Source organism: Streptomyces inhibens (assembly GCF_022221585.1).
GTDB classification, from domain to species: Bacteria; Actinomycetota; Actinomycetes; order Streptomycetales; family Streptomycetaceae; genus Streptomyces; species Streptomyces inhibens.
Genome location: NZ_CP084681.1, coordinates 1,475,440 through 1,501,391, shown reverse-complemented (window position 1 = coordinate 1,501,391; position 25,952 = coordinate 1,475,440). Strand labels below are relative to the sequence as shown.

The window sequence follows — 25,952 nt, the reverse complement described above, 5'->3', positions numbered from 1 at the left end:
CATCACCCACCCACTGGTCGTGGCCGAGGGCATCGTCAAGCGCTTCGGCCCCACCGTCGCCCTACGCGACGGCCGGCTGACCGTCGTACCCGGCGAGTCGCACGCCCTCGTCGGCCGCAACGGCGCCGGAAAGTCCACCCTGGTCTCCATCCTCACCGGGCTGCAGGCCCCCGACGAGGGCACGGTGACCTTCGAAGGTGAGCCGGCGCCGCCCCTCACCGACCGCGACGCCTGGCGCAGCAAGGTCGCCTGCGTCTACCAGAAGCCCACCGTCGTCCCCCAACTCACCGTCGCCGAGAACCTCTTCATCAACCGCCAGCCCACCGGCCTCGGCGGCCTCATCAGTTGGCGCCGCATGCAGGCCGAGGCCGTCGAGCTGCTCGATACCTGGGATGTGCGGGTCGCGCCCGACGCCATCACCGCGGAGCTCTCGGTCGAGGGTCGCCAAATGGTGGAGATCGCCCGGGCGTTGAGCTGCGGTGCACGGTTCATCGTCCTCGACGAACCAACGGCACAGCTCGACAACAAGGAGATCGAGCGGCTCTTCGACCGCATGCGTGGCCTCCAGGAGTCCGGTGTGACCTTCCTGCTCATCTCGCATCACCTGCAGGAGGTGTACGAGGTGTGCCAGACCGTCACCGTGCTGCGCGACGCCCGCTGGATCACCACCGCACCGGTCGCCGAACTACCGCGCGCCGCCCTGGTGGAGGCCATGGCGGGCGAGGAGATCGCCGACCGGGAACGTGGCGCGCGCGCCGGCGTGCCCGACGGCTCGCCCGTGCTGCTCGACGTACGAGGACTGAGCAGCGAGGTGTACGCCGACATCGCCCTGACCATCCGAGAGGGTGAAGTGGTCGGCCTTGCCGGGTCCAGTGGCAGCGGCAAAATCCAGCTCGCCGAGACCCTTGCCGGACTCTACAAGCCGGACGCCGGGACGGCCCGACTGGCCGGTCAGAACCTGCCATTCGGGGATGTCTCCGCCGCGCTGCAGGCCGGAGTCGCCTGTGTGCCCCGCGACCGGCACGACCAGGGTCTCGTCTCCGGGATGACCATCGGCGACAACGCCACCATGAGTGTCCTCGACCGGCTCGGTAGGCATGGCCTCGTCGGGACCACGGCCAAGCGCAAGTTCGCCACCGACCTCATCCAGCGCCTGGACATCCACGCCGAGGGTCCTGACCAGCCGGTATCCGATCTGTCCGGCGGCAACGCCCAGAAGGTCGTGATGGCCCGGGCGCTCGCCTCGGAGCCGCGCCTGCTCGTCCTGATCAACCCGACCGCAGGCGTGGACGTGAAGTCCAAGGAGTCGCTGCTCGCCCGCGTCGACACCGCCCGCGAGGACGGTACCGCCGTGCTCGTGGTCTCCGACGAGCTCGACGACCTGCGCCGCTGCGACCGCGTCCTGGTCCTCTTCCACGGCCGGGTCGTGGCGGAGCACCCGGCGGGCTGGCACGACCACGAGCTGATCGCCTCGATCGAAGGAGTTGACCGTGGCTGACACCAAGGCCCGGACCGTCCCGGCAGCCACAGACGCGCCCGCCACGGCAGCCGGCGCGTCGGGCGCCGCCAAGAGCATACTGCTGCGCAGAGCCCGTGAACTCGCCCTGGTCCCGGCCCTGTTGCTGCTTCTGCTGCTCGGTGCCCTGGTCAACGACTCGTTCCTCACCGAACGCAATCTGATTTCCATCCTCGGCGCGTCCGCGTCCCTCGCGCTGGTCGTGCTCGCCGAGTCCCTGGTCCTGATCACCGGCAAGTTCGATCTGTCTCTGGAGTCGGTGGTCGGCATCGCGCCCGCACTCGGTGCCTTGCTCGTGCTGCCTGTAGCCAATTCCGGCTTCGGCGCCGAGTGGCCGGCGGCCATGGGGTTGCTCGCCATCCTGGTGGCTGGCGCGTTGGTGGGTGCCTTCAACGGCGTCATGGTGGTGAGGTTCAAGCTCAACGCCTTCATCGTGACGCTCGCTATGCTGATCGTGCTGCGCGGCCTGCTCGTCGGCGCCACCCAGGGCAAGACCCTCTTCGGCCTCCCGGAGAGCTTCTACACCCTCGCTACCAGCACTTTCCTCGCCCTCCCGATGTCGGTGTGGCTGGCTGCCGCTGCCTTCGGCACCGCGGGGCTGTTGCTCAAGTACCACCGCTGGGGCCGCGCCCTGTACGCGATCGGCGGCAACCCGGAGGCGGCGCGGGCGGCCGGCATCCGGGTGGAGCGCGTGATGCTCTCCGTGTTCGTGGTCGCCGGGGTGCTCGCCGCGCTCGGCGGCCTGGTGCAGACCGGCTATGTCGGCGCCATCAACGCCAACCAGGGCCAGAACATGATCTTTACGGTGTTCGCCGCCGCGGTCATCGGAGGCATCAGCCTCGACGGGGGCAAGGGCACCATGTTTGGCGCGCTGACCGGCGTCCTGCTGCTCGGCGTCGTACAGAACCTGCTCACCCTCGCCCAGGTGCCGTCCTTCTGGATCCAGGCCATCTACGGCGGAATCATCCTGGTCGCCCTGATGATCGCCCGCGTCACCACCGGCCGTGCCCAGGACTGAGGCCCGCCGGCAACGGCCCGCACGGGCTGAAGTTCCTGCCATCCAGCCCTGCGGAGCCTCCCCTCCGCACGCCGCAAGGAGAACTCCATTGAAACTGCTGCGCCTCGGCGACCGGGGCCGGGAACGGCCCGCCGTCCTCGACGGCGGCGGCCGGTTCCTCGACCTCTCCGGCCTGACCACCGACATCGACGGCGGCTTCCTCGCCTCCGGCGGCCTGGAGCGTGCCCGGGCAGCCGTGGAAGCTGGGGCTCTGCCCGAGCTCGACGCCCGCGGCCTGCGCACCGGAGCCCCTGTCGCCCGCCCCGGCAAGGTCGTCTGCATCGGCCTCAACTACCGTGACCACGCGGCAGAGACCGGTGCCGCTGTCCCACAGCGGCCCGTGGTGTTCATGAAGGATCCGGGCACGGTCGTCGGCCCGCATGACGTGGTGCTCATCCCGCGCCACTCGACCAGGACCGACTGGGAGGTCGAGCTCGCGGTCGTCATCGGCACCCGCGCCCGCTACTTGGACAGCGAAGAAGAAGCCCTCGGCTGCATCGCCGGATACGCGGTCAGCCACGATGTGTCCGAGCGGGAGTTCCAGCTGGACTTCTCCCCGCAGTGGGACCTCGGCAAGTCCTGCGAGACCTTCAACCCGCTCGGGCCGTGGCTGGTCACCCCCGACGAGGTGGGCGATCCGCAGTCCCTCGCTCTGCACCTCACTGTGAACGGGCTGGTCCGCCAGGACGGCCACACCAAGGACATGATCTTTCAAGTGGCCTGTCTCGTCCATTACTTGAGCCAGTACATGGTCCTGGAGCCCGGCGACGTCATCAACACCGGCACCCCGGCCGGCGTCGCGCTCGGCCTGCCCGGACAGCCCTATCTGCGCCCCGGCGACACCGTGGAGCTGTCGATCGACGGCCTCGGTGGCCAGCGCCAGACCTTCGCCGCAGCATGACGCTCGTGTCGCCAGTGAAGGAGGCCCTACCAGTGAATCAGGCCCGAATACCCGTGACTGTCAGCTCCCCCGAACCTGTGACCGCCGGCGTTCCGCGGATCACCGCCGTCGACACGTACGACATCCGCTTTCCGACCTCGCGCGAGCTCGACGGCTCCGACGCGATGAACCCCGACCCCGACTACTCCGCTGCCTATGTCGTGCTGCGCACCGACGCCGGCGACGGCCGCGAGGGGCACGGCTTCACCTTTACCATCGGTCGAGGCAACGACGTGCAGGTCAGCGCCATCGAGGCGCTGCGGTCGCACGTCATCGGGCGCCCGGTGGACGAACTGTGCGCGGACCCGAGCTCGTTGAGCAGCGACCTGTCCGGTGACAGCCAACTGCGCTGGCTGGGGCCCGAAAAGGGCGTGATGCACATGGCAATCGGCGCCGTCGTCAACGCCGTCTGGGACCTGGCCGCCAGACGTGCGGGCAAGCCGCTGTGGCAGCTGCTCGCCGACGCCGAGCCCGAGTGGCTGGCCAGCCAGGTCGACTACCGCTACATCGCCGACGCCCTGACCCCCGACGAAGCCCTGGCCCTCCTCAAACGGGGCCGCGACGGCGCCGCGCAGCGGGCGGTGCGCCTGTGCGCGACGGGCTACCCCGGCTACACCACGTCGCCCGGCTGGCTCGGCTACTCCGATGAGAAGCTCACCCGGCTTGCCGGACAGGCCGTCACGGACGGCTTCACCCAGATCAAGCTGAAGGTCGGCGCAGACCTACAGGACGACATCCGCCGCTGCCGTGCCGCCCGCGCCGCCGTCGGCGACGGCATCCGCATCGCCATCGACGCCAACCAGCGGTGGAACGTCGACGAGGCGGTCGAATGGAGCCGCGCCCTGGCCGAGTTCAACCCGTACTGGATCGAGGAGCCCACCAGCCCGGACGACATCCTCGGCCACGCGGCGATACGGCAGGCCGTGGCCCCGATAAAGGTGGCCACCGGCGAACACGTCCAGAACCGCATCGTCTTCAAACAGCTGCTGCAGGCCGGCGCCATCGACGTGCTGCAGATTGACGCCGCCCGCGTCGGTGGCGTCAACGAGAATCTCGCCATCCTGCTGCTCGCCGCCAAGTACGGAGTGCCGGTCTGCCCACACGCGGGCGGTGTGGGACTGTGCGAACTGGTCCAGCACCTGTCGATGTTCGACTACGTCGCGCTGTCGGGAACCACCGACGACCGGGTCATCGAGTACGTCGACCATCTGCACGAGCACTTCGTCGACCCGGTCCGCATCGTTCACGGTCACTACGCCGCCCCGGCCGCCCCTGGTTTCTCAGCGCAGATGCGGCAGGAGTCCCTTGACACCTACCGCTATCCCGGCGGTGCGTTCTGGGCGGCGGACGGCGCCGCTCGGGAGGAGAAGGCAGGAGCATGAGTGATCAGCACGCCACGCCGGGCCACGACGGCGAACTCCACGGCCTGAAGGCCATCGTCACCGGTGGTGGCTCCGGCATCGGCCTTGCCACGGCCCAGCTCCTGGCCGCCCGAGGAGCCGACGTCGCGGTCCTCGACCTCGAACCCGATGCCGCGAAGACGCCCTTGCGCGGTTACACGATGGACGTCGCCGACGCCTTCATGGTCAGAGCCGCGGTGCGGGAGGCCGCCCGCGGTCTGGGAGGCCTCGACATCCTCGTGAACAACGCCGGGATCGGCGCCATCGGCACCGTAGAAGACAATGACGATGCGGAGTGGGAGCGCGTCCTGGACATCAACGTCCTCGGCATGGTGCGCACCAGCCGCGCCGCCCTGCCCCACCTGCGCAACTCGGCACACGCCTCGATTGTCAACACCTGCTCCATCGCCGCCACGGCGGGACTGCCGCAGCGGGCGCTGTACAGCGCGAGCAAGGGAGCGGTGCAGTCCCTGACCCTGGCGATGGCCGCCGACCACGTGGCCGAGGGCATCCGCGTGAACTGCGTCAACCCCGGCACCGCCGACACCCCTTGGATAGGCCGTCTCCTGGCGCAGGCTCCCTGCCCGGCCGTGGAGCGCGCGGCGCTCGACGCCCGGCAGCCGATGGGCCGTCTGGTGACGGCCGGCGAAGTGGCGGCCGCCATTGTCTACTTGGCCGGCCCTGCCGCGGCGTCGGTGACCGGGACCGCCCTGGCCGTGGACGGCGGCATGCAGGGCCTGCGGCTCCGCCCGAAGGGACAGTGACAGGTCATGGCGAACCAGAACAGAGGGTGCAGCGCAGGACGGCCCTCCGGCGCCCTGACACGGCACACCCTCGGCCGCAGCCGCGTCGAGGTCACGGCACTCGGTTTCGGCGGCGCGGCAGTGGCCGGGCTCTTCCGCCCGGTCGGTGAAGAGAATGCCGTCGCTACCATCGAGGCGGCCTGGGCGGAGGGGGTCCGTTACTTCGACACCGCCCCGCACTACGGCCTGGGCCTGTCCGAGCGGCGCCTCGGTGCCGTTCTGCGGGCCAAACCCCGTTCGGAGTACGTCATCTCCACCAAGGTGGGCCGCCTTCTGGAGCCGTACCACGGCGGTGGCGACGACCTGGAACACGGCTTCGCCGTACCGGCAACGCACCGCCGCGTGTGGGACTTCAGCGCCGACGGCGTGCGCCGCTCCCTTGAAGAGAGCCTGACCCGCCTCGGCCTCGACCGTGTGGACCTCGCCCTGATCCACGACCCCGACGACCACGGCGAGCAGGCCTTCCACGAGGCATACCCGGAGCTGGAGCGGCTGCGCGCCGAGGGCGTGGTGCGCGCCATCGGCGCGGGCATGAACCAGACCGCGATGCTCACCCGTTTCCTCACCGACACGGATGTGGATGCAGTGCTCTGCGCCGGCCGCTACACCCTCCTCGAACAGCCCGCGCTCGCCGAGCTGCTGCCCGCCGCCCTGGACCGTGGCAAGAGCGTGATCGTCGGCGGCGTGTTCAATTCCGGTCTGCTCGCCGACCCCGGACCGGACGCCACGTACAACTACACCGCTGCGCCGGCGGAGTTGCTGCAACGGGCGCTACGGATGAGGGAGATCGCCGAAGCCGGCGGGATCCCGCTGCGTGCAGCGGCTCTGCACTTCCCCTTCGGCCACCCCGCGGTGGCGAGTGTGCTGACCGGAGGACGGTCCGCAGCGGAGGTCCGGGACTCCGTGGAGGCGTTGAACAGGCCGGTTCCGGCAGAGGTTTGGGACCGGTTGCGTGGCGACACCCTGATATCGGGCCATGTCCCCGTGCCGGAGACGCGGTAGCCATGCGCATCGCTCTGTTCATCACGTGCTTCAACGACACGATGTTCCCGCAGACCGGTAAGGCCGTCGTCAAGCTCCTGGAGCGGCTCGGCCACACGGTCCGCTTCCCTCAGGCCCAGACCTGCTGCGGCCAGATGCACTTCAACACCGGCTACCGGGTCGAGGCACTCCCCATGGTGCGGCGATTCGCCGAGGTCTTCGCGGACTACGAGGCGATCGTCACCCCCTCCGGCTCGTGCGCCGGAATGGTCCGGGAACACCACACCACGCTGGCCGCCCAGTACGGGGACGCACGGCTCCAGTCGCGAGTCCGGGATGTCGCCCTCAAAGTCTGCGAACTGTCGGAGTTCCTGGTGGACGTCCTCGGGGTCACCGATGTGGGCGCCTACTTCCCGCACCGGGTCACGTACCACCCCACCTGCCACTCCTTGCGCATGCTCCGCGTCGGCGACCGTCCCCTCCGACTCCTGCGCGCCGTCAAAGGCATCGACCTCGTCGAGCTGCCCGAGGCGGACAGCTGCTGCGGCTTCGGCGGCACGTTCGCTCTGAAGAACCCCGACGTCTCCCACGCGATGCTCGCCGACAAGGTGCGTGCCGTGCAGGGCACCGGCGCCGAGGTGCTCTGCGCCGGCGACAACTCCTGCCTGATGCACATTGCCGGCGGCCTCGGCCGGCTGCGCACCGGCGTGGGCGCACGACACCTGGCGGAGATCCTGGCCGCGACGGAAGGGGACGTGGCATGAGCGCCTCCGACAACGTGGTCTGGCTGGGGAGCCCGGCCTTCCCGGCAGCCGCGAAGGAAGCGGTCGCCGACACCCGGCTCCGGGCCAACCTGCGGAAGGCCACCGGCACCATCCGTGGGAAACGGCTCGCCGCCTCCCGCGAACTCGACGACTGGGAGGAGCTGCGCACCACGGCCGCCGCCATCAAGGAGGCCACACTCCGCCACCTCGACGCACACCTCCTGCGCCTGGAGGAGTCGGTCACCGCCGCGGGCGGCACCGTCCACTGGGCGGCGGACGCCGCCGAGGCCAACCGCATCGTCACCGAGCTCGTCCAGGCCACGGGTGAGACCGAGGTCATCAAGGTCAAGTCCATGGCCACCCAGGAGATCGGCCTCAACGAAGCCCTCGCCGGAGCAGGGATCAGCGCCTACGAGACGGACCTCGCCGAGCTCATCGTGCAGCTCGGCGCCGATCGCCCTTCGCACATCCTGGTCCCTGCCATTCACAAGGGTCGCGCCGAGATCCGTGAGGTGTTCCGCGATGCGATGGGGGAATGGGGCAGACCCGCCCCCGACGACCTCACCGACGAACCCCGCGACCTCGCCGAGGCGGCGCGCCTGCACCTGAGGGAGAAGTTCCTGCACACCAAGGTGGCCGTCTCCGGCGCCAATTTCGCCGCCGCCGACACCGGCACGGTCGCCGTCGTCGAATCCGAGGGCAACGGTCGGATGTGTCTCACCCTCCCCGAGACGCTGATCACCGTGATGGGCATCGAGAAAGTGCTGCCCGCCTTCACCGACCTGGAGGTCTTCCTCCAGCTGCTGCCCCGCTCGTCCACCGGCGAGCGGATGAATCCGTACACCAGCATGTGGACCGGCACCAGCGAGGGCGACGGCCCGCAGGACTTCCATCTGGTGCTGCTCGACAACGGCCGCACCGCCACCCTGCGCGACACCGTCGGCCGCCAGGCCCTTGGCTGCATCCGCTGCTCGGCCTGCCTCAACGTCTGCCCAGTGTATGAGCGTACGGGCGGCCACGCCTACGGCTCCGTCTACCCCGGGCCGATCGGTGCCGTCCTCACCCCGCAGCTGGTCGGTGTCGAGCAGGCCGCTTCGCTGCCCTACGCCTCCACCCTCTGTGGCGCCTGCTACGACGCCTGCCCCGTGAAGATCGACATTCCGGAAGTGCTCGTGCACCTACGCGCCCAGGTGGTCGACGCCAAGCGGAGAGGGCCGGTTCCCACCCCGGAGGCCCTGCTGATGAAGGCCGCGGCCGCAACTCTGTCCTCCCCGCGCCGACTCGGCCTGGCCCAGCGGGCGGGCGCGCTCGGCGCCCGGATCCTCGCCCGGCGCGGTGTGCTGCGCCGCCTCCCGGGCCCGCTCCGCCGCTGGTCGGAGACCCGCGACACCCCGGCCCCGCCAGGCGAGACATTCCGTACTTGGTGGCGCCGCGAAAGGAGCCCGGAATGAACAGCCGCAGGACCGTACTCGACCGGATCCGCTCCGCATTGACGGACGTCCCGGCCGCCGAGTCGTACGACGCCAAGGGCATCCCTCGCGACTACCGCCGAAGCCACGCCGAAGGCGATCTCGTCGACCTGTTCGCCGGTGTCGCCGCCGGCTACCGGGCCACCGTCACCCGCACCACTGAGCCCCGCGCGGCCATCGGCACCGCGCTGATCGACCGGAGCGTGTCCGGCACACTCGTCGTTCCCGAGGGCTTCCCCGCCGACTGGCTGCCGGACGGCGACTGGACCCGGCGCAGCGACACGCCACCGCTCGACGTCTGCGAGCTCGACACGGCCGAAGGCGTGCTCACCACCTGCGCTCTGGCCATCGCCACCACCGGCACGATCGTCCTCGACGCGGGTCCCGGCCAGGGCCGACGCGCCCTCACTCTCCTCCCCGACTACCACCTGTGCGTCCTACGCTCCGACCAGATCGCCCCGGACGTACCGGAAGCCGTGCGCCGCCTCGCCCCCCGCCGCCCGCTGACACTCATCTCCGGCCCGTCCGCCACCAGTGACATCGAGCTGGAGCGGGTCGAGGGTGTACACGGCCCCCGCACCCTGGACATCGTCATCATCGACGACTGAGGAAACAACAGCTGAGCAATCGACAGCCGGAGAGCCGCAAGCTGAGGAGCCAACGCCCCATGCGCATCGCCCTGCACACCACGGTCCGCGCGGACCGCGTCGAGGAGTACGAGGCAGCCCACCGCGAAGTGCCCGAGGAGCTGACGGCGGCGATCCGTGCCGCCGGCGCCACCTCCTGGACGATCTGGCGCAGCGGCACGGACCTCTTCCACGTCCTGGAATGCGAGGACTACACCGGACTGCTCGCCGCACTGGAGAAACTGCCGGTGAACATCGCATGGCAGGCACGCATGGCCGAACTCCTCGACGTCGTCCATGACTACTCCGAGGACGGCGTCGGCGCCGGACTGCCCGTCGTCTGGGACCTGTGATGCCCATAGCCACCACCGACGCCCACCACCATGTCCGGGATCTGTCCGTACGCACAGACGGCACCGCATGAGCCGCGTACGGGCGAAGACCTGGAGCGGAGAGACCTGGGACGACCCCGATGAGGACAAGCTGTACGACCTGCTGAGTGAGATGAACCTGGTCCATAGGGTCCTCATCGTCGAGCCCCTCGAAATGCCGGAGCCACCGGGCCAGCACTTCATCCGGGTTCACCTCAACGACGACAAGAGCTGCCTGATCGAGTACAGCGAGGGTGGCCCGGGCTCCCACTTCCAGGCCACGGTGCCCGCTCCCTTCGAGATGTACGGCCATGACCTCGTGGCCGAGGTCATCAAGAGTTGGGTCCGAGACGATGGCGAATGGCGGGCTGTCCTGCCGTGGACACCGGTGCCGATGCCATGAGCGCCGAGTGGTTCCCGCCTGTCGCCTGGGCAGCCATTTTCCGGCACCGTTCCACGTGCGATGGTGCGGTGAGCAAATGCGCCGCTTCACGCAGGACCCGGTCTGCCACGGCCGGTTGTTCGTGAGGGTCGCTGCTGGGGTCTGTGTCGGTGAGATCGTCCAAGAGGTCTGTGAGCAGGGCTCGCAACCACTCAATGGATTCCTTACGCTCCGTGATTCCCGGCGCTCCCGCGCGTCGTGGCTGTAGCGAGACCCGGTCCTGAGTGTTGTCTGCGACAGGGGACGGCAGCTCGAAGGGGAGCGGGCTTGGTTCTCCCCAGATTCTCCCCAGCGGCTTGAGCGGCGCCCCGTGACACCCGCCCGCCGGGGTTGCAGCCCGGCGGGCGGCTGGGCGGCCGCGCCGTCAGCCGAGGGTGACCGAGCCGCCCTTGACGTTCACCTTGGCGGGCGCCAGCCCCTTGGTGGCGGGGCCCTTCTTCACGCTGCCATCGGTGATGTCGAACTTGCTGCCGTGGCACATGCAGTTGATGGTGCCGCCGGAGACCTCGCCGACGAGGCAGCCCGCGTGGGTGCAGACCGCGGAGAACGCCTTGATCTCGCCGTCCTGCGGCTGGGTGACGACGACCTTCGCGTCCTTGAAGATCTTGCCGCCGCCCTTGGGTATCTCCGCGGTCTTGGCGAGCGCGGCCCCGCCGCCGCCCGCGCTGCCGTCACCGCCCGCGCTGCCGTCCCCACCGGCGGAGTTGTCACCCCCTCCGCTCGCGTCCGGGGCGCCGGCCTGACCGCCACCTCCCTCCTTGCTGCCGGTCGCGTCCGCCATGCTGCCGCCGCAGGCCGCGAGCGCCGCCGTCAGCCCGGCCGCGCCGACCGCGGCCACGACGGTCCGCCGCGCCGTCCCGCGCCCCGCCGGCTCCGCTGTGCCCGATTCCTCCGTCGCCGTCATCGCTTCGGTCTCCGTCCGCTCCGACGCTGCCTGTCGAGCCATGGTGTGCCTCCGGTTCCTGGTGCTTTCGGTGCGTGAGGTGCTCCAAGGACGTTGCACAGGGTCCATACGGAGGGACGGCCGGGCGCGTTCAATACCGGTCGCGATCGTTGCGGCGAAGAGAAGACCGCGCGGTCAGCCCCGGGCGGCGCGTTCTGCCAAGGCATCCAGCAGGAAGTCCCGCTGGAAGTGCAGCAGCTGCTCATTGACCGCGTCGTCGGCCGGCAGATGCGTGGCGCCGGGCAGCGGCAGCACGCTGTGCGGCTTGCCCGCGGCGAGCAGCTCCGCCGAGAAGCGCAGGGTGTGCGCGGCCGCCACATTGTCGTCCGCGAGCCCATGGACGAGCAGCAGCGGGCGGCTCAGCAGATGGCCGTGCCCGACCAGGGAGGAGCGCACATAGTTCTCCGGCTGCTTGTCCGGGTGGCCCAGGAACCGCTCCTTCCAGTGGGTGTCGTACAGCCGCTGGTCGGTGGGCGGGGCGCCGGCGACCGCCGCGTGGAAGACATCGGGCCGGTGCAGCACCGCGGCCGCCGCCAGGAACCCGCCGAACGACCAGCCGCGGATCGCCACCCGCGTCAGATCCAGATCGCCGCAGTGCGCCCCGGCCGCCCGCAGCGCGTCCACCTGGTCCTCCAGCGCCGGCGTGAGCTGGTCGCCGTGCACGGCCTTCTCCCAGGCAGGTCCCCGTCCCGGCGTCCCGCGCCCGTCGACGACCAGCACCGCGAAGCCCTGCTCGGCGAACCACTGCGACACACAGGAGAACCACTCGCGAACCCGCCCCACCAGCTGGATGCCGGGACCGCCGTAGGGGTCGAGCAGCACCGGCAGCTTCCCGGTGCCCTCCTTGTGCCACGACGGCAGATACAGGGCGCCGTGCAACTTCCGTTCGCCGAGCGTGAGATGGACCGGCCGCGGGGTGACCGTCGGCTCCTCGGCGAGCGAGGTGATGACCCCGTACGGCGTGCCCCCGCCCGTCGCCGTGCCCGTCCCCGCGTCCGTCGCCGTGCCCCTCCCCGCGCCCGTCGCCGGGTCCGCCCCTCCGTCCATCGCCGGGTCCGGCTCCGCATCCAGCACCACACCCGCCTCATGACCCCGAGGTGTCAGGCCCGCCACCACGACCGTGCCGCCCCGCCCCACGCCCGTGTACCGTCCCGGGCCCCGGCTCAGCCGGCGGTTGCCGTGACCGGGCCGGTGGCGCCACACATGGGTCTCCAACGGGTCCTCGCTCGCCGTGAACAGCACCCCGTCCCCCTCGACCCCGAGGACCGCTTCCAGCTGCAGCCCCTCCGGGGTGACCCGTCGGCCGCCGATGGTCAGATACCGGGTGTCGCCGTCGTCCTCGGGGAGCACCAGCGCGCCGGAGGCGGTACGGGCCGGGGTGCCGGGTACGAGCTCCACCCAGGCGGGATCGGTCCGTTCGTGCAGCACCTCGGTGCTGCCGGTCGCCGGATCGACCGCGAGGGTCCGCACTATGCGCTGGTCGCGGCTCTGCACGGCGAGGAACGGGCCGTGCGCGTCCCAGCCCGCGTCGACGACGTACTCGTAGGCCTCGCGGTCCCAGTTCACCGCGATGCGCTCCCCGTCCAGAGCGAGCAGGTGCAGGGAGACCTCGGCGTTGGCGGTGCCGGCCGCCGGATACGGAATCGTCCGCGGCGGCTTCGCCGGGTCGGCGGGATCGCCGAGGTAACGCCGTTCCACGGGGCTGGTGTCGACCCTCGCCACCAGGAGGTGGCGGCTGTCCGGTGCCCACCAGTAGCCACGCAGCCGGTTCATGGACTCGGCCGCCACGTATTCGGCGAGCCCGTAGGAGACCTCCGGTCCCTCCGCGTGGGCGAGCCGGACGTCGGCACCGGCCAGGTCGACGACATGGAAGGAGCGGCGACTCACATACGCGATGTGCCGGCCGTCGGGGGAGGGGCGGGGATCGACCACCGGGCCCGCCGCCGGGACGGGGAACGGCACGCCGCCGTCCGTACGCACCGCCCACAGGGCACCCGACAGCGCGAACGCCACCAAGTGGGCGGCGTCATCGGTCGCGTACGACACCACACCCACCGACCGCTCGCGGGCCCGCTCCCGGCGCAGCCGCTCCTCCTCGGGGACCGCCCCGGCGCCGGCGCCCACCAGAAGGCCCGGATCGGCCAACAGCCGTTCCCTGCCGTCCTCGTACTGCCAGAGCCGGCCCACGGGATCGGTGCCCGAGCCGGTACGGACGAAGAGCACACGGCGGCCGTCGGGGGAGACGGTGAAATGCCGCGGCACCCCTAGGGAGAAACGCCGGCTGCGCGCGAATTGACGGGGAAAATCAGCGGAGTTGGTCATGGTGCTGTCCTCCAGGACGGTGTGGTCCGGGCTGCGACGGCCCGGTTGCGGTGATCCCCGCATGCAATGCAGACATGCCGGGACTCCACGGCGGCGACTTCAGGCCAGTGACTTCAGGCCAGTGACTCGGGCCAGAGACTTCACGCCGCGCACTTCATCGGAAAGGCCTTGCCGCGAAGAGTTTTCGCGCAACGCTGTGTGCCGGTACGGGACCGGACACAAAAGAAATTTCGAGCGGCGAGTGGCTGCCGTAGCCTGTGGGGATGTTGACCGAAGTCATTGCGACGCGCTATGTCACGCCTTTGCGTGAGGGCGGATCGCTCCCGGGAATCGTCGAGGCCGACGATCTCGGTACTTATATCATGAAGTCCTCTACCTAGCTGCCCTGACCTGGGGTGATGCGGTCATACGGACCTCTGACCTGCGGGGATAGGTCTTTCAGCGTCTTTCAGGCTCGTGCTGTTCTACTCAGCCGATTCTCCCCATGCGCTCCCCAGCGCCGCCTGAACTCCCCAGATTCTCCCCAGGGGAAGGCACGTGCAGCGGGATGAGGGCACCGTCAGAAGCAAGATCATCTGAGGCGCTGTGAGCTACGTTGCGTGACTGCCGTGGGTCAGGCAGAGGACCACCAGCAGGTTCTTCGTCTGCTGGTGGTACAGCGCTCATGCTGGTGCTGAGCTGCTGAAATAGCGGCTGTGATTGCCGTCGGGAGAGTGTTGGTCCGTGAATGGTCCGGATCTTGGTGTCAGCTACCTGAATGCGGGGCAGGGCTGTCGGCACTGGCCTGGAAGGTGTCTCCCATCAGGCCGTCGGTGCATGTTCAGGAGCAGCGCGGCGTGGTGACCATCGGCTGGCTCGACGGCGGTCGGTGCCGCTGCCCTTCGCGGCTGTACCCGCCGCCTGCGCAGGCTCGGCGCAGGAGAAATTAGGTGTGCAGGACATGAGGGCCTGGGAGCGGCTGAATGTGCATAAGCACGTCAGCGCGTCCGGGGCTTGGCGCAGTGCCTCTTCGGCTTCAATTGAGAGCGTGGCATCCAACGACGCAGCGGCACCGCCGTCACCTTGGTGGGAGGGCACTCACTCTGGTGCGTTGTCGTCGTCGGCGGATGTGTCATCTGTCTCTGCTGTGCTGCCCGCCTGGCCATCGGCAGGGTCTGATTGATCGACATCGTCGTCAAGCGCCTCATCACGCCGTCTCGGCTGGTGCAAGTCAGCGGCGATGTCCAGCTTCGGCATGGAGACCGCCATCTGCCGGGCGACGCGTTGCAAGGAGCTATCGATCAGCTTCAGATGGTCGGCAGCCATCTTCTGGGCGAGACGTTGGGTGGGGGAGTCGATCAGCTTCAGTTTCTCGACAACCTGCTGGGCGAGGCGCTGCGCCGGGCTGTTGATCAGTGCTGCCTGCCGAGCGGCAGCTAGTAGGGCTTGGTCAGGTTGGTGTTGTTGCGGGTATGTCGCGGTGGCAGGTGGGGCAGGCGCCGGTCCAGGTTGCGAGTAGGAGCTGCAGTTCACGGACGACTTGGTAGAGGCTCAGGCTGGCGCCGTGTCTTTTGGGGCTCTGGCCAGTCGTTGCAGGGTGCAGAAGGCGTGGGCGACGGAGACGAGGGTGACGTGGTGGTGCCAGCCGTTCCAGGTGCGGCCTTCGAAGTGGGCCAGGCCGAGGGCTTGTTTCATTTCGCGGTAGTCGTGTTCGATGCGCCAGCGGAGTTTGGCCAGTCGGACCAGCGTGGTGAGCGGTGTGTCGGCGGGCAGGTCGGAGAGCCAGAACTGGACTGGCTCGTTCTCGGTGGCGGGCCACTCGGCCAGGAGCCAGCACTCGGGCAGCGCGGGGCCGTCGGTGGCGCGGGCGATCTCGCGTCCTGCGGGCCGGATCCGCTGGGCGGTGAACCGCGAGTACATCCGCTTCAAGCCGCTCTTGCTCTTGCCGGGGCGGGAGCCCTCCCGCCATTGCACGGGCCTGGCGGCCTTCCGGCCCGCCTCGATGACCAGTTGTTTCACCGATTGCGGCTTGCCCGGGTACTTCGCCACCGGCGGCCGTCCGGTGCCGGTGTAAGGCTCGGTCACCGGGACGGCCTCGCCGGGCTGGGCCGACAGCGTGGTGGAGATTCCGACGACGTAGTTGAGGCCGCGGGACTGCAGGCCGAGCCGGAAGGCCGCCGCGTCGCCGTATCCCGCGTCCGCGATGGCCAGAGGCACCTCGATCCCCCAGGAGCGGGTTTCATCGATCATGTCCAGAGCGAGCTGCCACTTCTCCACATGCCCGACGTCCTCGGGAATCTGGCAAGCGGTGCGGCGGGCGACCTTGTCCGGGTCGGCCTTCGCGGACCCGGGCGCCCAGGTCTCGGGCAGGAACAGCCGCCAGTCGACCGCCGCCGAGGCGTGGTCGGAGGCCAGGTGCAGCGAGACACCCACCTGGCAGTTGGTGACCTTGCCCGCGGTGCCGGTGTACTGCCGCGACACACACGCCGAGGCGTTCCCGTCCTTCAAAAACCCGGTGTCATCGAAGATCAGCGCCCTCGGCCGGATCGCCGCTTCCATCTTCCACGCCAGCCGGGCCCGCACATGCGCCGGATCCCACGGGCTGGTCGTCACGAAATGGGCCAGGGCCTGCCGGTTCCCGTCCTCACCCAGTCGGGCAGCCATCGGCTCGACCGACTTGCGCTGCCCGTCGGTCAGCAGTCCCCGCAGGTAGACCTGCCCCCACCGACGCTGATCGTTACGCGCGAACGGCTCGAAGACCTCAGCCGCGAAGCCATCCAACTCACCACGTACCTCCGCTATTTCATCCGGTGTCATGCCACCACAACTCCACACCACACCCAGAGGACACGCACCACGACCATCAACCTGACCAAGCCCTACTAGGAGCAACGCCGTTCAGTTAGGGCTTGCAGATCAATAACTCGCTGACTTGATCTCTGGTGTGGGGATGCCGAGGTGTGCGGCGTGGTCGGTGAGGTCGTCGAGGGTGGTCAGCTGCGTCTCGGCGGGTTCGATGGTGTGCCCGATGTCGTGGAGGAGTCGGCGGGTTTGGCTGATGGCCCGGTTGAGGGTCACGGGTGTCACGGTGAAGAGCGGGGCGATGGCGACCTGGGGGAGCCCGAGTCGCTGGTAGAGGATGGTGGCCAGGAGTCGGTCGACGAGGGTGAGGCCGGGGCGGCGGCCGGTGTAGAGGCCGGTTGCGGGGACTTTCTGCCGGTCGCCGCCGCGTCGTTGGTGCAGGGCTTCTTCCCGCTGGAGCTCTCGGGCGGCTCTCAACTGGGTGATCAGCTGGTCCCACTGGTCGTGCGGCAGACCGGTCAAGTCTGGATGTACCAGCCAGGCGCGACCGGGACCGGGCAGATCCTGGGGCGGGATGGGAGGGATCCCGTCCCGGCAGTGTGGCTCGGGGCGGACGGTGTAGTTCCAGTCGCCGTGCCAGTCGTGGCGGCTCAGGGGCAGGGCGTCCATCTGCCGGTCGCCGATGCGGATGCCGGTCTCGTAGGCGGTGGTGTCGAGTTCGGCGTGGACGCTCAATCCGGTGCGGGTGGTGGTCGCGGCGATGGACTGAACGATGACGTCATGGCTGGTCAGGGGCCTGCCGCGCCAGTTCATGGTGATGTGCGAGAACAGCCGGTGCTCGATCCGATTCCACTTCGAAGTTCCAGGCGGGAAGTGACACACGGTGATGTTCAGGCCTGTCTCCAGGGCCAGCGCGGCAAGTTCGGTCTTCCAGGCACGGGTGCGGTAGCCGTTGGAGCCACCGGCGTCCGCGGTGACCAGCAGCCGTGTGGCCTGCGGGTACTCGTGCCGACCGCACCCCTCCCACCAGCGGCGGATGGATTCCACCGCGAAGGCCGCGGTGTCGTGGTCGGTACCGACACTGACCCAGCCGGTGTTCGCGGCCAGGTCGTAGATTCCGTAGGGCACGGCTTTCCCGAGCTCCTTGTCGGGGAAGTCATGGGTGCTGACCCGCTCGGGATCGCCTGCGGGCCGCCACTCGCGGCCGCCGTTCCTGTACGGCCCCACGATTTCCTTCTTCTTCGTATCGATGCTGATCACCGGGTCGCCGGCGGCCTGGTGGACCTTGGCCTGCTCGTTGATGTAGCGGAACTGGCCGTCCCGGTCCGGGTGTTGTTTGCCTTCGACGGTCTTGGCGTTGCCCTGGAGGCTGAAGTCTTCCTCGCGCAGTACATCGGCAACGGTGTCGGCGGATATCCGGTGGCCTCGGCGGGTGAGTTCGCTGGCCAGATGGCGGGTGGACTTCGTCGTCCAGCGCAGGGGCGACATTGGGGCGCCCCGCATGTCCGGCTCGACCAGGGCCAATAGCGCCGGACGCAGTCCCGGGTCCAGATCGACGGTCCGCTTACGGCCGCCACCCGCCCGGCGCACCCGCCCCAACGGGGCCTCACCAGAGTCGAGTTCGCCCACTCCAAGCGACACTGTGGCCTCCCGGACACCGGCAGCACGGGCAACCAGCCTGATCCCACCATGGCCGATCGACCGAGCCTCCGCGCCCATCAGCAGACGCCTCTGCCGCTCATCCAGATGTGGCAGGACCGCCTCGAACTTGGCTGCCAGCGCGGCCTGTTGTCCTTCCAGGGCACCCATAGCACACCAATGAACCACAGAACGCGAAGCTACGGGTTAATTGTCTGCAAGCCCTAACTGAACGGCGTTGGTAGAACCTGCGGGTCTCGGCTGCGAGTTGGGCCTGGTTGCGGGCCCTGCTGCTCATGGGCAGGCTGCGTTTGAGGTCGGCGTTGACGAGTTCGTCGGGGTTCAGTTCGGGCGAGTACGAGGGTAGGAAGTGCAGCTCGATCCTGTCGGCGTGGTCGGCCAGCCATGTGCGGACCGCGCGGGAGCGGTGTGCGGAGTGACCGTCCACCACGAGGTGGATCTTGCGGTCGAAGTGGCCGATGAGCCGGTCGAGGAAGCGGCACATGACTTTCGCGTCGAAGGTCTCGGTGAACACCATGAAGTGCATCCGGCCCTTCGCGCTGATCGAGCTTGCGCCATACACCGGGGTACCCCACTTCCGGGAACAGACAGGCGGCCCGGAGCGGGTAGACCCCGACTCAGGAGGGCAGATCCCGCAGCCGCCACTGGACCGTGCCTGGCGCACCTCCAGAACCACGGCGAGGCGCCGTAACACAAAGTACTCATCCATTACACTCTGTGCCTGTGTGGAGTGCCCGGCGACACGGCCCTGCGCCACTCGCCCACGGCACGCACCCCCGCGCACAAGACCCGGAGATCGGAGCAGGACGATGGGCTCACACACGCGGCGGACCGGCAACGGGCCCGACAACCGCACCGCCACCGCGGACACATCCCGACGGCAGTTCCTGCGATCCTCGACGGGCGCCGCTCTCGCGGCCGGCGCACTGGCCGTCACCGCCACCCCCGCCCGGGCCGGTGCGACAACCGGCCCGGCCCGCCGCGTCCTGGTGCGCAAGGACGTCAAGGACCTCACCCGCCGGGAGAAGTACGAATACGTCGAGGCCATCCACCGGCTGAAGCGCATGCCCTCGCCCTACTCTCGCAACCTGAGCTACTACGACGAACTCACCAGCTGGCACCTGCAGGTCCATCGCTGCGGCTTCTACGGCCACATGTCACCAGTGTTCCTCCCCTGGCACCGGGCCCTCCTACTGTGCTTCGAAACCGCACTGGCCCACGCGGCCGGCGGACCGATCGCCGTCCCTTACTGGGACTGGACCGACCCATCGTCGACCGCGGCGGTCCTGGCCGACGACTTCATGGGCCCCTACGGCGCCCCCGAGGACGACTACGCGGTGCTCTCGGGGCCGTTCCGCCGCGGAGCATGGGAAGTGACCCTCCACGGACCGCCGTCGGACGACCCGGGACAGTTCAGGTACCTGGTCCGGGCGCCGGGAACGGCGTCGATCGCCCCCACCCTGCCGACGGCGGCCGACATGCGGGCCGCCCTCTTGCGGCCGGTCTACGACGTCGCGCCGTGGGACCTGTCGTCCGATCCCGAGCAGAGCTTCCGGCAGTACTGGGAAGGCTGGGTCGGCTTCGGGGGGCACGGGGAGTGCGTGGACGACATCATGCAGCCGACTGTGGGCAGTGACGTGTCCAAGGTCGCGATCGTCAACCACAACCGCGTGCATTTCTATGTCGGCGGCATCTTCGTGCCCAGCAGCGCGGTGAAGGTGTACGGCGAGGGCTACCTGGCTGCGCAGTTCGGACTGCACGGAGCCGTCTACGGCACCATCGTCCCCGCGACCGCACCCAACGACCCCCTCTTCTGGCTCTTGCACTCGAACGTCGACCGCGTCTGGAACATGTGGCAACAACACCACCCACACGCCTACCGACCCGTCACCGGCGGACCACGCCCCCAGAACCTCGACGACCGGTTCGACGTACTCGCGCCCTACACGAGGTTCAAGACCATCCGGAGCGTGCAGGACATCCGGGCCCTCGGCTACCGCTACACGTGAGGCGCGCAGGCGCCGCCCACCCCCACGCGCCGACTGGGTGAACGCCGTGACCGCGCCAGCCAGGGGTCCCTCAGCCGGGGCCTACGCCGAAGTACATGCCCATGCGGCGGCGGGCGCCAAGCATGTCCCGTCGCGGCGGAAGACATGGGTGCCGGTGTGCCCGGGAGCGCGAGGGCGACGGGCCAGGTGACGACCTCGAACACGTGCGTACCGCTCAGGCCGATGCAGATGGCGACCTCGGGACTGGTCACGTATCGCTCAGGCCACGTGAATCCGCTGGTAGATCCGGCATGCGGGCCGAGCGCGGTCACCACCGCACGGAGGTAGACGAGAGCACGGCGGCTGCGGGTCAGACCCCGCATCGTCAAACCCGCCATCTCGAAGTATCAAGCCCGAGGCCCCCGCATCGACCGAACCAGCTACAAGGCCACCACCAGCATCCACATCCTCACGCCCGCAGCCACTCGCCAACCCCACCCAGCCGCAAACTTCACGGCGTTGGTGCCAGGGAGCGTTCTAGGCTCGGATCATGTGGTGGGTTGGAGACCGAGTGCTGGTATGTCGCGGTGGCAGGTGGGGCAGGCGCCGGTCCAGGCTGCGAGCAGTAGCTGCAGCTCGCGGACGACTTGGTAGAGGCTCAGGCCAGCGCCGTTCCTTTTGGGGCTCTGGCCAGCCGTTGCAGGGTGCAGAAGGCGTGGGCGACGGAGACGAGGGTGACATGGTGGTGCCAGCCGGTCCAGGTCCGGCCCTCGAAATGGGCCAGACCCAGGGCCTGTTTCATCTCCCCGTAATCGTGCTCGATGCGCCACCGGAGCTTGGCGAGCCGGACCAGCGTGGTCAGTGGAGTGTCGGCGGGCAGGTCGGACAGCCAGAACTGGACCGGTTCCGGTTCGGTGGCGGGCCACTCGGCCAGCAGCCAGCAGCCAGCAGCCAGCAGCCAGCAGCCAGCAGCCAGCACTCCGGCAGCTGCGGCCCCTCGACCGCCTGCCGGATCTCGCGTCCGGCAGGACGAATCCGCAAGACCACAAACCGCGAATACATCCGCTTGAAGCCACGCGGCTTGTCCGGGTACTTTGCCGCCGGCGGACGTCCGTTCCCGCTGTATGCCTCAGTCACCGGCACGGCTTCGCCGGGCTGAGCCGACAACGTGGTGGAGATGCCCACGACGTAGTTGAGGCCGCGGGCCTGCAGGCCGAGGCGGAACGCCGCCGCATCGCCGTATCCGGCGTCCGCGATGGCCAGAGGCACCTCGATCCCCCACGAGCGGGTCTCATCAAGCATGTCGAGTGCGAGCTGCCACTTCTCCACATGCCCGATATCGTCGGGGATCTGGCAAGCGGTGCGTCGGGTGACCTTATGCGGGTCGGCCTTCGCGGACCCGGGCGCCCAGGTCTCGGGCAGGAACAGCCGCCAGTCGACCGCCGCCGAGGCGTGGTCGGAGGCCAGGTGCAGCGAGACACCCACCTGGCAGTTGGTGACCTTGCCCGCGGTGCCGGTGTACTGCCGCGACACACACGCCGAGGCGTTCCCGTCCTTCAAAAACCCGGTGTCATCGAAGATCAGCGCCCTCGGCCGGATCGCCGCTTCCATCTTCCACGCCAGCCGGGCCCGCACATGCGCCGGATCCCACGGGCTGGTCGTCACGAAATGGGCCAGGGCCTGCCGGTTCCCGTCCTCACCCAGTCGGGCAGCCATCGGCTCGACCGACTTGCGCTGCCCGTCGGTCAGCAGTCCCCGCAGGTAGACCTGCCCCCACCGACGCTGATCATCACGCGCGAACGGCTCGAAGACATCTACCGCGAGGTCCTCCAACTCGCCACGCACAGAGGCAAATTTCTTCCGGAGTCACACACCTTCAACGACACACTGAACCCACAGGACACGCACCACCAGCACCGACCTGACCAAGCCCTACTAGGGCGTGTATCGAATGTGCTGGTCACAGCCACTCATTGATGGCCGCTATGAGGACGGTCGCCTCGTAGCGGACCGCGAGTTTGATGCCCCTATGGATGTCAACTGACCGCTGCTGCTGGTGTGTTGCTTCTGGCGGGGGTGATGGTCTGGTAGATCTCCCGGGCGACGTAGCGTTTGAGGCAACGGATGGCTTCGCGACGTGTCTTGCCCTCGGTGATGCGTCGTTCCACGTAGCTGCGGGTACGGGTGTCCCAGCGTAGGCGGGCCGGCACGATGGTGTAGAGCGCGGAGTTGGCCTGGCGGTCACCGCCGCGGTTGAGCCTGCGGCGCTGGGTCTTGCCTGAGGACGCCTCAACAGGACTGACGCCGCAGAGGGCGGCAAAGGACGCTTCGCTGCCCAGCCGGCCGGGGTTGTCGCCGACAGCCGTCAACAGCGCTGCGGCAGTGTCCGGTCCGACTCCGTAGACGTTCAACAGCTTGGGTGCACAAGCGTCGATCGCGGTGGTGATCCGGGCCGTGAGATCGGCGATCTCCTCGGTGAGATGCATGACCCGCCGGGCCAAGAGCCGGAGCGTGCGGCGCGTAGCCGCCTCGGGGCTGGTGTCCTGCGCGGCATTCAGTTCCGAACACTGGCGGATGAGCTTGGGATTGCTCAGGCCGGCCAGTGACTCGCGCAGGGCCGGCTCGGCGGCGACCAGGACGGCCTTTAGCTGGTTGATCGCCTGCGAGCGCGACTTGACCGCAGATGTCTTGGCCATCTTGAACAGCCGAATCGTCTCCACCGGGCCATCGGTGGTCTTGGCCGTAGCGGTGGCCCGGCCAGAGAGCACTGCCTGTGCAGCGGCCGCAGCGTCGATCGCGTCGGTCTTGCCACGGCGGCGCCGGATGGCCTTGTCCGGCTGGTTGACCTCGGTGACCGCGATGCCCTCGCTGTTCAGGAAGCGTGTCAGTGCGGCTCCGTAGGAACCAGTGCACTCCACTCCGGCCCGCCGTAATTGCCCGAAAGCACGTGCCCACGAGAGAAGTTGACGATAGCCCTCTCGGGTTGTCGGGAAGCCGCGTGTGTCCAGAAGGACTCCTGTGGTGGTGATCACCGCGGCCACGTGGACGTCCTTGTGGGTGTCTATGCCCAGGACGACTTCCTCAGATGAGTCGGCCGCGTGGTGACGCGATGGGGTGTGCTGGGTCATGCTGGACACGGTGGTCTGTCTCCTGATCGCCTCGGGAACACCGGCGTTGCCGACGTCGGGCCAGGTGCGGCGGTCAGGACTGTGACGGTGCCTGTCGCGAGGGCCCTATCGGGACACGCCCACCGGTCCGGCGGCAGCATGCACCGCCTCAGGCCGCGGTCGGCAGATCAAACTCAGGGCATCAGAGCCAGTCGTACCTCGGGCCAGACCACCGCCCAAGGCGGCACCCCCACATCCTCACAGTCGTACCTCGTGTCCACGGCGCGGTGTCTTTTGAGGCGATTGATGCCGCACTCGACCGCGTGCCGAGCCTTGTAGTCCGCCGGGTCGAACTTCGGCGGACGGCCACCGCGCGAGCCACGCTTCTTACGGTTGCGGGCTTGGTCGGCCTTGTCCGGGATGGTGCAGCGGATGCCACGTCTGCGCAGGTAGGCGCGGTTCTTACGGGAGGCGTACGCTTTGTCGGCGCGCACTCGCTTGGGACGGGTGCGCGGTCGGCCCGGCCCCGGTCGGGGCACCCTGATGCGGCCCAGGACCACCTCGAACTGCGGGGAGTCTCCGCGCTGCCCTGCGGTGATCACGATGGACATGGGCTTCTGTCGCTGCTCGACGGCCAGGTGCAGCTTGGTGGTCAGGCCGCCGCGCGAGCGCCCGAGGCCGTGGTCGTCGGGCTCGGTGGCGACGCCGCCGGGCGGCTCCTTCTGCAGCTCCCCCTTTTCCTCGCTCCGGCGGCGTGTTGGTGGGCCCGGCAGACGGTGGAGTCGATGTTGAGGTCCCAGGTGATCAGTTCCTTCGCATCGGCCCGGGCCTGGAGTTGGGTGAAGACGCGATGCCAGGTGCCGTCCCGCTGCCAGCGGCGGAACAGGTCGTACGCCCGGCCCCACGGCCCGTACTCGGCAGGCACATCCCGCCATGGGATGCCGGTGCGGACCCGGAAACGTATGCCGTCGATCAGCTGCCGCCGGGTCCATATCGGCGGCCGACCCGGCTTCTTGCCCTTCGGCAACAGCGGCTCCATCACGGCCCATTGCTCGTCTGTCAGATCTCCACGTGCCACGAATCAAGATCACCTCATGGCCAAGATCCACTTTCGATACACGCCCTAGCTTGACTCTGTCGGGGATCTTGTAGTTGTCGAGGTCAGTCGCTGGCGGTCCGCCAGGACTTCGGCCGAGGGATCCCGTGCTGGTCCAGGAAGTCTTGGAAGGCAGTTGGTGGCCGGGGCGGGGATGCTTCTCCGGCCGGCGACACATCGCTGAGGCGCTCGATGTTGACAGCGATGGCCGTGAGCACGTGCTGCAGGTGGGCCTTCGGCTGTCCTCGGTAGCGGCAGCGGCGCATGCCGTGTCCGTGGGCGAACTCGTTGACGGTGCCTTCCACTCCGGAGCGGACTGCGTAGCGGGTTCGCCAGTCGGGTGTCTGCTGTTCGGCGCGGACTTGCAGGTCGCGGAGTTCACGCGGGGGAAGCCCACGTTCCGGGCGCTCTCGCTGGAGCTGGTGCACTGGGTGCGGACTGGGCAGGGCTGGCACTGGCCCTTGGTGAACCGCGCCACGATCAGTGGGGCCGCAGTGGGTGAGGACGTCGGGTAGGGGCTGCGCCAGCCCCTGCTGACCTGGCCGTTGGGGCAGGTCACCTGTCGGCGGTCGAAGTCGATGTGGAAGTCGATGTGGAAGTCGTCCCGGCCGAAGCCTTCGTTCTGGCGGTGCTGGCGGGTGGGGTTGCCCGGCAGCGGTCCGGAGACCGTGACCTGGTGTTTCCGGGCTGCCTGTTCCAGGTGGACCAGGGAGGTGTAGCCGCCATCGACGAGGTGCTCGCAGGGCAACAGACGGCGGCGGGCCAGGCGGGTGTGGATGCCGGGCAGGGCCTGGGCGTCGTTCGTGGTGGCCGGGGTGGTGGCCACATCCGTGATCACGTTTGTCCCGTCGGGAGTGCAGGTCTCGGTGAGGTGGGCGACGAACCCCTTCCATCGGGTGGTCTGCCCCGACGGGCATAGCGGACCGTCGGGTCGTAGGGGGAGACGATCGCCAGGGACGAAGGCGGCAGTCCGCCGTCGTCGGCGGTGCGCCAGCGCAGGCGGCCCGCCGCGTCGCGGTAGTAGTTCTGCACGAGGATCTGCCGCAGGGCCTGGAGGCGCGGACCGAACGCGCGGCCTGCCCCGTGCTCGCGCAGATGCTCCAACAGCCGGACGGCGTCCTCGCCGGTGGTGTTGATCCTGGTCTTGGGCCGGGTGGGATTCTTGTCCAGGCGGACCGGGCGTCCGTAGCGGCGTCCCCACTCCTCGTCCACCAGGCCAACCAGCAGGTGCGGAGCGGTGCCGGCGGTCTCTTCCAGGGCGGCCCGCACCGCCTCGGTGATCAGCTCCAGTCGGGTCAGGTCGCGCACCGCGGCCAGCACATGGGTGGAGTCGGCACGTTGGGTGGTGCGTTCGCGCACCAGCCCGGCGTCCTTGAGGCGGGCCAGTGCGAGGTCGAGCAGACGGTCGGCGCGATCGCCTCGGTGAGACGCTCGCGGAAGTCGGCCAGCACACTGTGGTGGAAGCCGGGATCGTCCAGCTCCAGGGCCATGGCGTATTTGAAGTCGATGCGGCAGCGCACTGCCTCGGCGGCCTGACGGTCCGACAGGCCGAGCAGAAACTGCAGCACGCAGACGGAGGCCAGCTGGGCGGGCGAGAGGCCGGGACGCCCGTCACGGGGGTACCAGTCGGCAAAGTCCTCGTCACACCACAGCCCGTCGAGGTGGTCTCTCACCCACATCGCCGTCG

General features: G+C 69.0%; 22 protein-coding genes and 3 pseudogenes. 13 read left to right on the top strand and 12 right to left on the bottom strand.

Going from position 1 to position 25,952, the window contains the following annotated elements; all coding sequences use genetic code 11:
- Nucleotide 1 precedes the first annotated feature (1 nt).
- From KI385_RS07065 to KI385_RS07015, 11 genes are all read left to right on the top strand, one after another.
- Nucleotides 2-1,498: a sugar ABC transporter ATP-binding protein gene (locus KI385_RS07065; RefSeq protein WP_238577597.1), complete on the top strand. Its 1,497-nt coding sequence runs from the start codon at nt 2-4 to the stop codon at nt 1,496-1,498.
- Nucleotides 1,491-2,534 (top strand): ABC transporter permease, encoded by a 1,044-nt coding sequence (locus KI385_RS07060; RefSeq protein ID WP_425356879.1) that lies wholly within the window; start codon nt 1,491-1,493, stop codon nt 2,532-2,534. Before KI385_RS07065 ends, KI385_RS07060 begins: the two co-directional genes overlap by 8 nt.
- 88 nt (nt 2,535-2,622) lie before the next feature.
- Entirely contained in the window at nt 2,623-3,474 is an 852-nt protein-coding gene (locus tag KI385_RS07055; RefSeq protein ID WP_238571355.1) for a fumarylacetoacetate hydrolase family protein, read from the top strand.
- A 77-nt stretch (nt 3,475-3,551) separates the two neighbouring features.
- Complete coding sequence (locus KI385_RS07050) at nt 3,552-4,895, top strand: enolase C-terminal domain-like protein (protein WP_238577595.1); 1,344 nt, start codon at nt 3,552-3,554, stop codon at nt 4,893-4,895.
- The gene (locus KI385_RS07045) at nt 4,892-5,677 is read left to right on the top strand and encodes an SDR family NAD(P)-dependent oxidoreductase (RefSeq protein WP_238571354.1); all 786 of its coding nucleotides are present in this window, start codon (nt 4,892-4,894) and stop codon (nt 5,675-5,677) included. Before KI385_RS07050 ends, KI385_RS07045 begins: the two co-directional genes overlap by 4 nt.
- Before the next feature lie 6 nt (nt 5,678-5,683).
- Nucleotides 5,684-6,718, top strand: a complete 1,035-nt coding sequence (locus KI385_RS07040) for an aldo/keto reductase (protein WP_238571352.1) — start codon at nt 5,684-5,686, stop codon at nt 6,716-6,718.
- A 2-nt stretch (nt 6,719-6,720) separates the two neighbouring features.
- Nucleotides 6,721-7,461, top strand: coding sequence for a (Fe-S)-binding protein (locus KI385_RS07035; RefSeq protein WP_238571351.1), 741 nt, complete (start codon nt 6,721-6,723; stop codon nt 7,459-7,461).
- The gene (locus KI385_RS07030; RefSeq protein WP_238571349.1) at nt 7,458-8,912 is read left to right on the top strand and encodes a lactate utilization protein B; all 1,455 of its coding nucleotides are present in this window, start codon (nt 7,458-7,460) and stop codon (nt 8,910-8,912) included. The genes KI385_RS07035 and KI385_RS07030 overlap by 4 nt, the downstream gene beginning before the upstream one ends.
- Entirely contained in the window at nt 8,909-9,538 is a 630-nt protein-coding gene (locus tag KI385_RS07025; protein ID WP_238571348.1) for a LutC/YkgG family protein, read from the top strand. Before KI385_RS07030 ends, KI385_RS07025 begins: the two co-directional genes overlap by 4 nt.
- A gap of 59 nt (nt 9,539-9,597) precedes the next feature.
- Complete coding sequence (locus tag KI385_RS07020; protein ID WP_238571347.1) at nt 9,598-9,909, top strand: L-rhamnose mutarotase; 312 nt, start codon at nt 9,598-9,600, stop codon at nt 9,907-9,909.
- 67 nt (nt 9,910-9,976) lie between these two features.
- Nucleotides 9,977-10,330, top strand: a complete 354-nt coding sequence (locus KI385_RS07015) for a hypothetical protein (RefSeq protein ID WP_238571346.1) — start codon at nt 9,977-9,979, stop codon at nt 10,328-10,330.
- A gap of 403 nt (nt 10,331-10,733) precedes the next feature.
- On the opposite strand, the gene KI385_RS07010 is transcribed toward KI385_RS07015, so the two are convergent.
- Complete coding sequence (locus KI385_RS07010) at nt 10,734-11,273, bottom strand: Rieske (2Fe-2S) protein (protein ID WP_238577594.1); 540 nt, start codon at nt 11,271-11,273, stop codon at nt 10,734-10,736.
- A gap of 174 nt (nt 11,274-11,447) precedes the next feature.
- Nucleotides 11,448-13,634 carry a S9 family peptidase gene (locus tag KI385_RS07005; protein ID WP_238571345.1) on the bottom strand — a complete coding sequence of 729 codons (2,187 nt, stop codon included), beginning with the start codon at nt 13,632-13,634 and terminating at the stop codon, nt 11,448-11,450.
- 263 nt (nt 13,635-13,897) lie between these two features.
- Here KI385_RS07005 and KI385_RS44555 point away from each other — a divergent pair.
- Nucleotides 13,898-14,002, top strand: a pseudogene (locus tag KI385_RS44555) (HipA family kinase); the annotation flags it as partial.
- Between the two features lie 709 nt (nt 14,003-14,711).
- On the opposite strand, the gene KI385_RS07000 reads toward KI385_RS44555, so the two are convergent.
- From KI385_RS07000 to KI385_RS44550, 4 genes are all read right to left on the bottom strand, one after another.
- On the bottom strand, nt 14,712-15,146 hold the full coding sequence (locus KI385_RS07000) for a hypothetical protein (protein WP_238571344.1): 435 nt from the start codon (nt 15,144-15,146) through the stop codon (nt 14,712-14,714).
- Nucleotides 15,147-15,164: 18 nt separating this feature from the next.
- On the bottom strand, nt 15,165-16,430 hold the full coding sequence (locus KI385_RS06995) for an IS701 family transposase (protein WP_238571343.1): 1,266 nt from the start codon (nt 16,428-16,430) through the stop codon (nt 15,165-15,167).
- 99 nt (nt 16,431-16,529) lie between these two features.
- Nucleotides 16,530-18,224, bottom strand: a complete 1,695-nt coding sequence (locus tag KI385_RS06990; RefSeq protein ID WP_238571342.1) for an ISAzo13 family transposase — start codon at nt 18,222-18,224, stop codon at nt 16,530-16,532.
- A complete protein-coding gene (locus tag KI385_RS44550; RefSeq protein ID WP_425356878.1) occupies nt 18,154-18,783 on the bottom strand; it encodes an IS630 family transposase in 630 nt (209 codons plus the stop codon). The genes KI385_RS06990 and KI385_RS44550 overlap by 71 nt, the downstream gene beginning before the upstream one ends.
- Before the next feature lie 100 nt (nt 18,784-18,883).
- On the opposite strand from KI385_RS44550, the gene KI385_RS06980 reads away from it, so the two are divergent.
- Complete coding sequence (locus KI385_RS06980; protein WP_238571341.1) at nt 18,884-20,083, top strand: tyrosinase family protein; 1,200 nt, start codon at nt 18,884-18,886, stop codon at nt 20,081-20,083.
- Nucleotides 20,084-20,720: 637 nt separating this feature from the next.
- Here the strand turns inward: KI385_RS06980 and KI385_RS06975 are convergent.
- From KI385_RS06975 to KI385_RS06945, 6 genes and pseudogenes are all read right to left on the bottom strand, one after another.
- Nucleotides 20,721-21,907: pseudogene (locus tag KI385_RS06975) on the bottom strand (IS701 family transposase).
- 191 nt (nt 21,908-22,098) lie between these two features.
- On the bottom strand, nt 22,099-23,190 hold the full coding sequence (locus KI385_RS06970) for an IS110 family RNA-guided transposase (RefSeq protein WP_238571340.1): 1,092 nt from the start codon (nt 23,188-23,190) through the stop codon (nt 22,099-22,101).
- 173 nt (nt 23,191-23,363) lie between these two features.
- Nucleotides 23,364-24,247: pseudogene (locus KI385_RS44545) on the bottom strand (IS5 family transposase).
- Between the two features lie 83 nt (nt 24,248-24,330).
- The gene (locus KI385_RS06955; protein WP_238571338.1) at nt 24,331-25,158 is read right to left on the bottom strand and encodes a transposase; all 828 of its coding nucleotides are present in this window, start codon (nt 25,156-25,158) and stop codon (nt 24,331-24,333) included.
- The gene (locus KI385_RS06950) at nt 25,100-25,624 is read right to left on the bottom strand and encodes a hypothetical protein (RefSeq protein WP_238571337.1); all 525 of its coding nucleotides are present in this window, start codon (nt 25,622-25,624) and stop codon (nt 25,100-25,102) included. Before KI385_RS06950 ends, KI385_RS06955 begins: the two co-directional genes overlap by 59 nt.
- Nucleotides 25,561-25,938, bottom strand: coding sequence for a transposase (locus tag KI385_RS06945; RefSeq protein WP_238571336.1), 378 nt, complete (start codon nt 25,936-25,938; stop codon nt 25,561-25,563). Before KI385_RS06945 ends, KI385_RS06950 begins: the two co-directional genes overlap by 64 nt.
- Between the last annotated feature and the right edge of the window lie 14 nt (nt 25,939-25,952).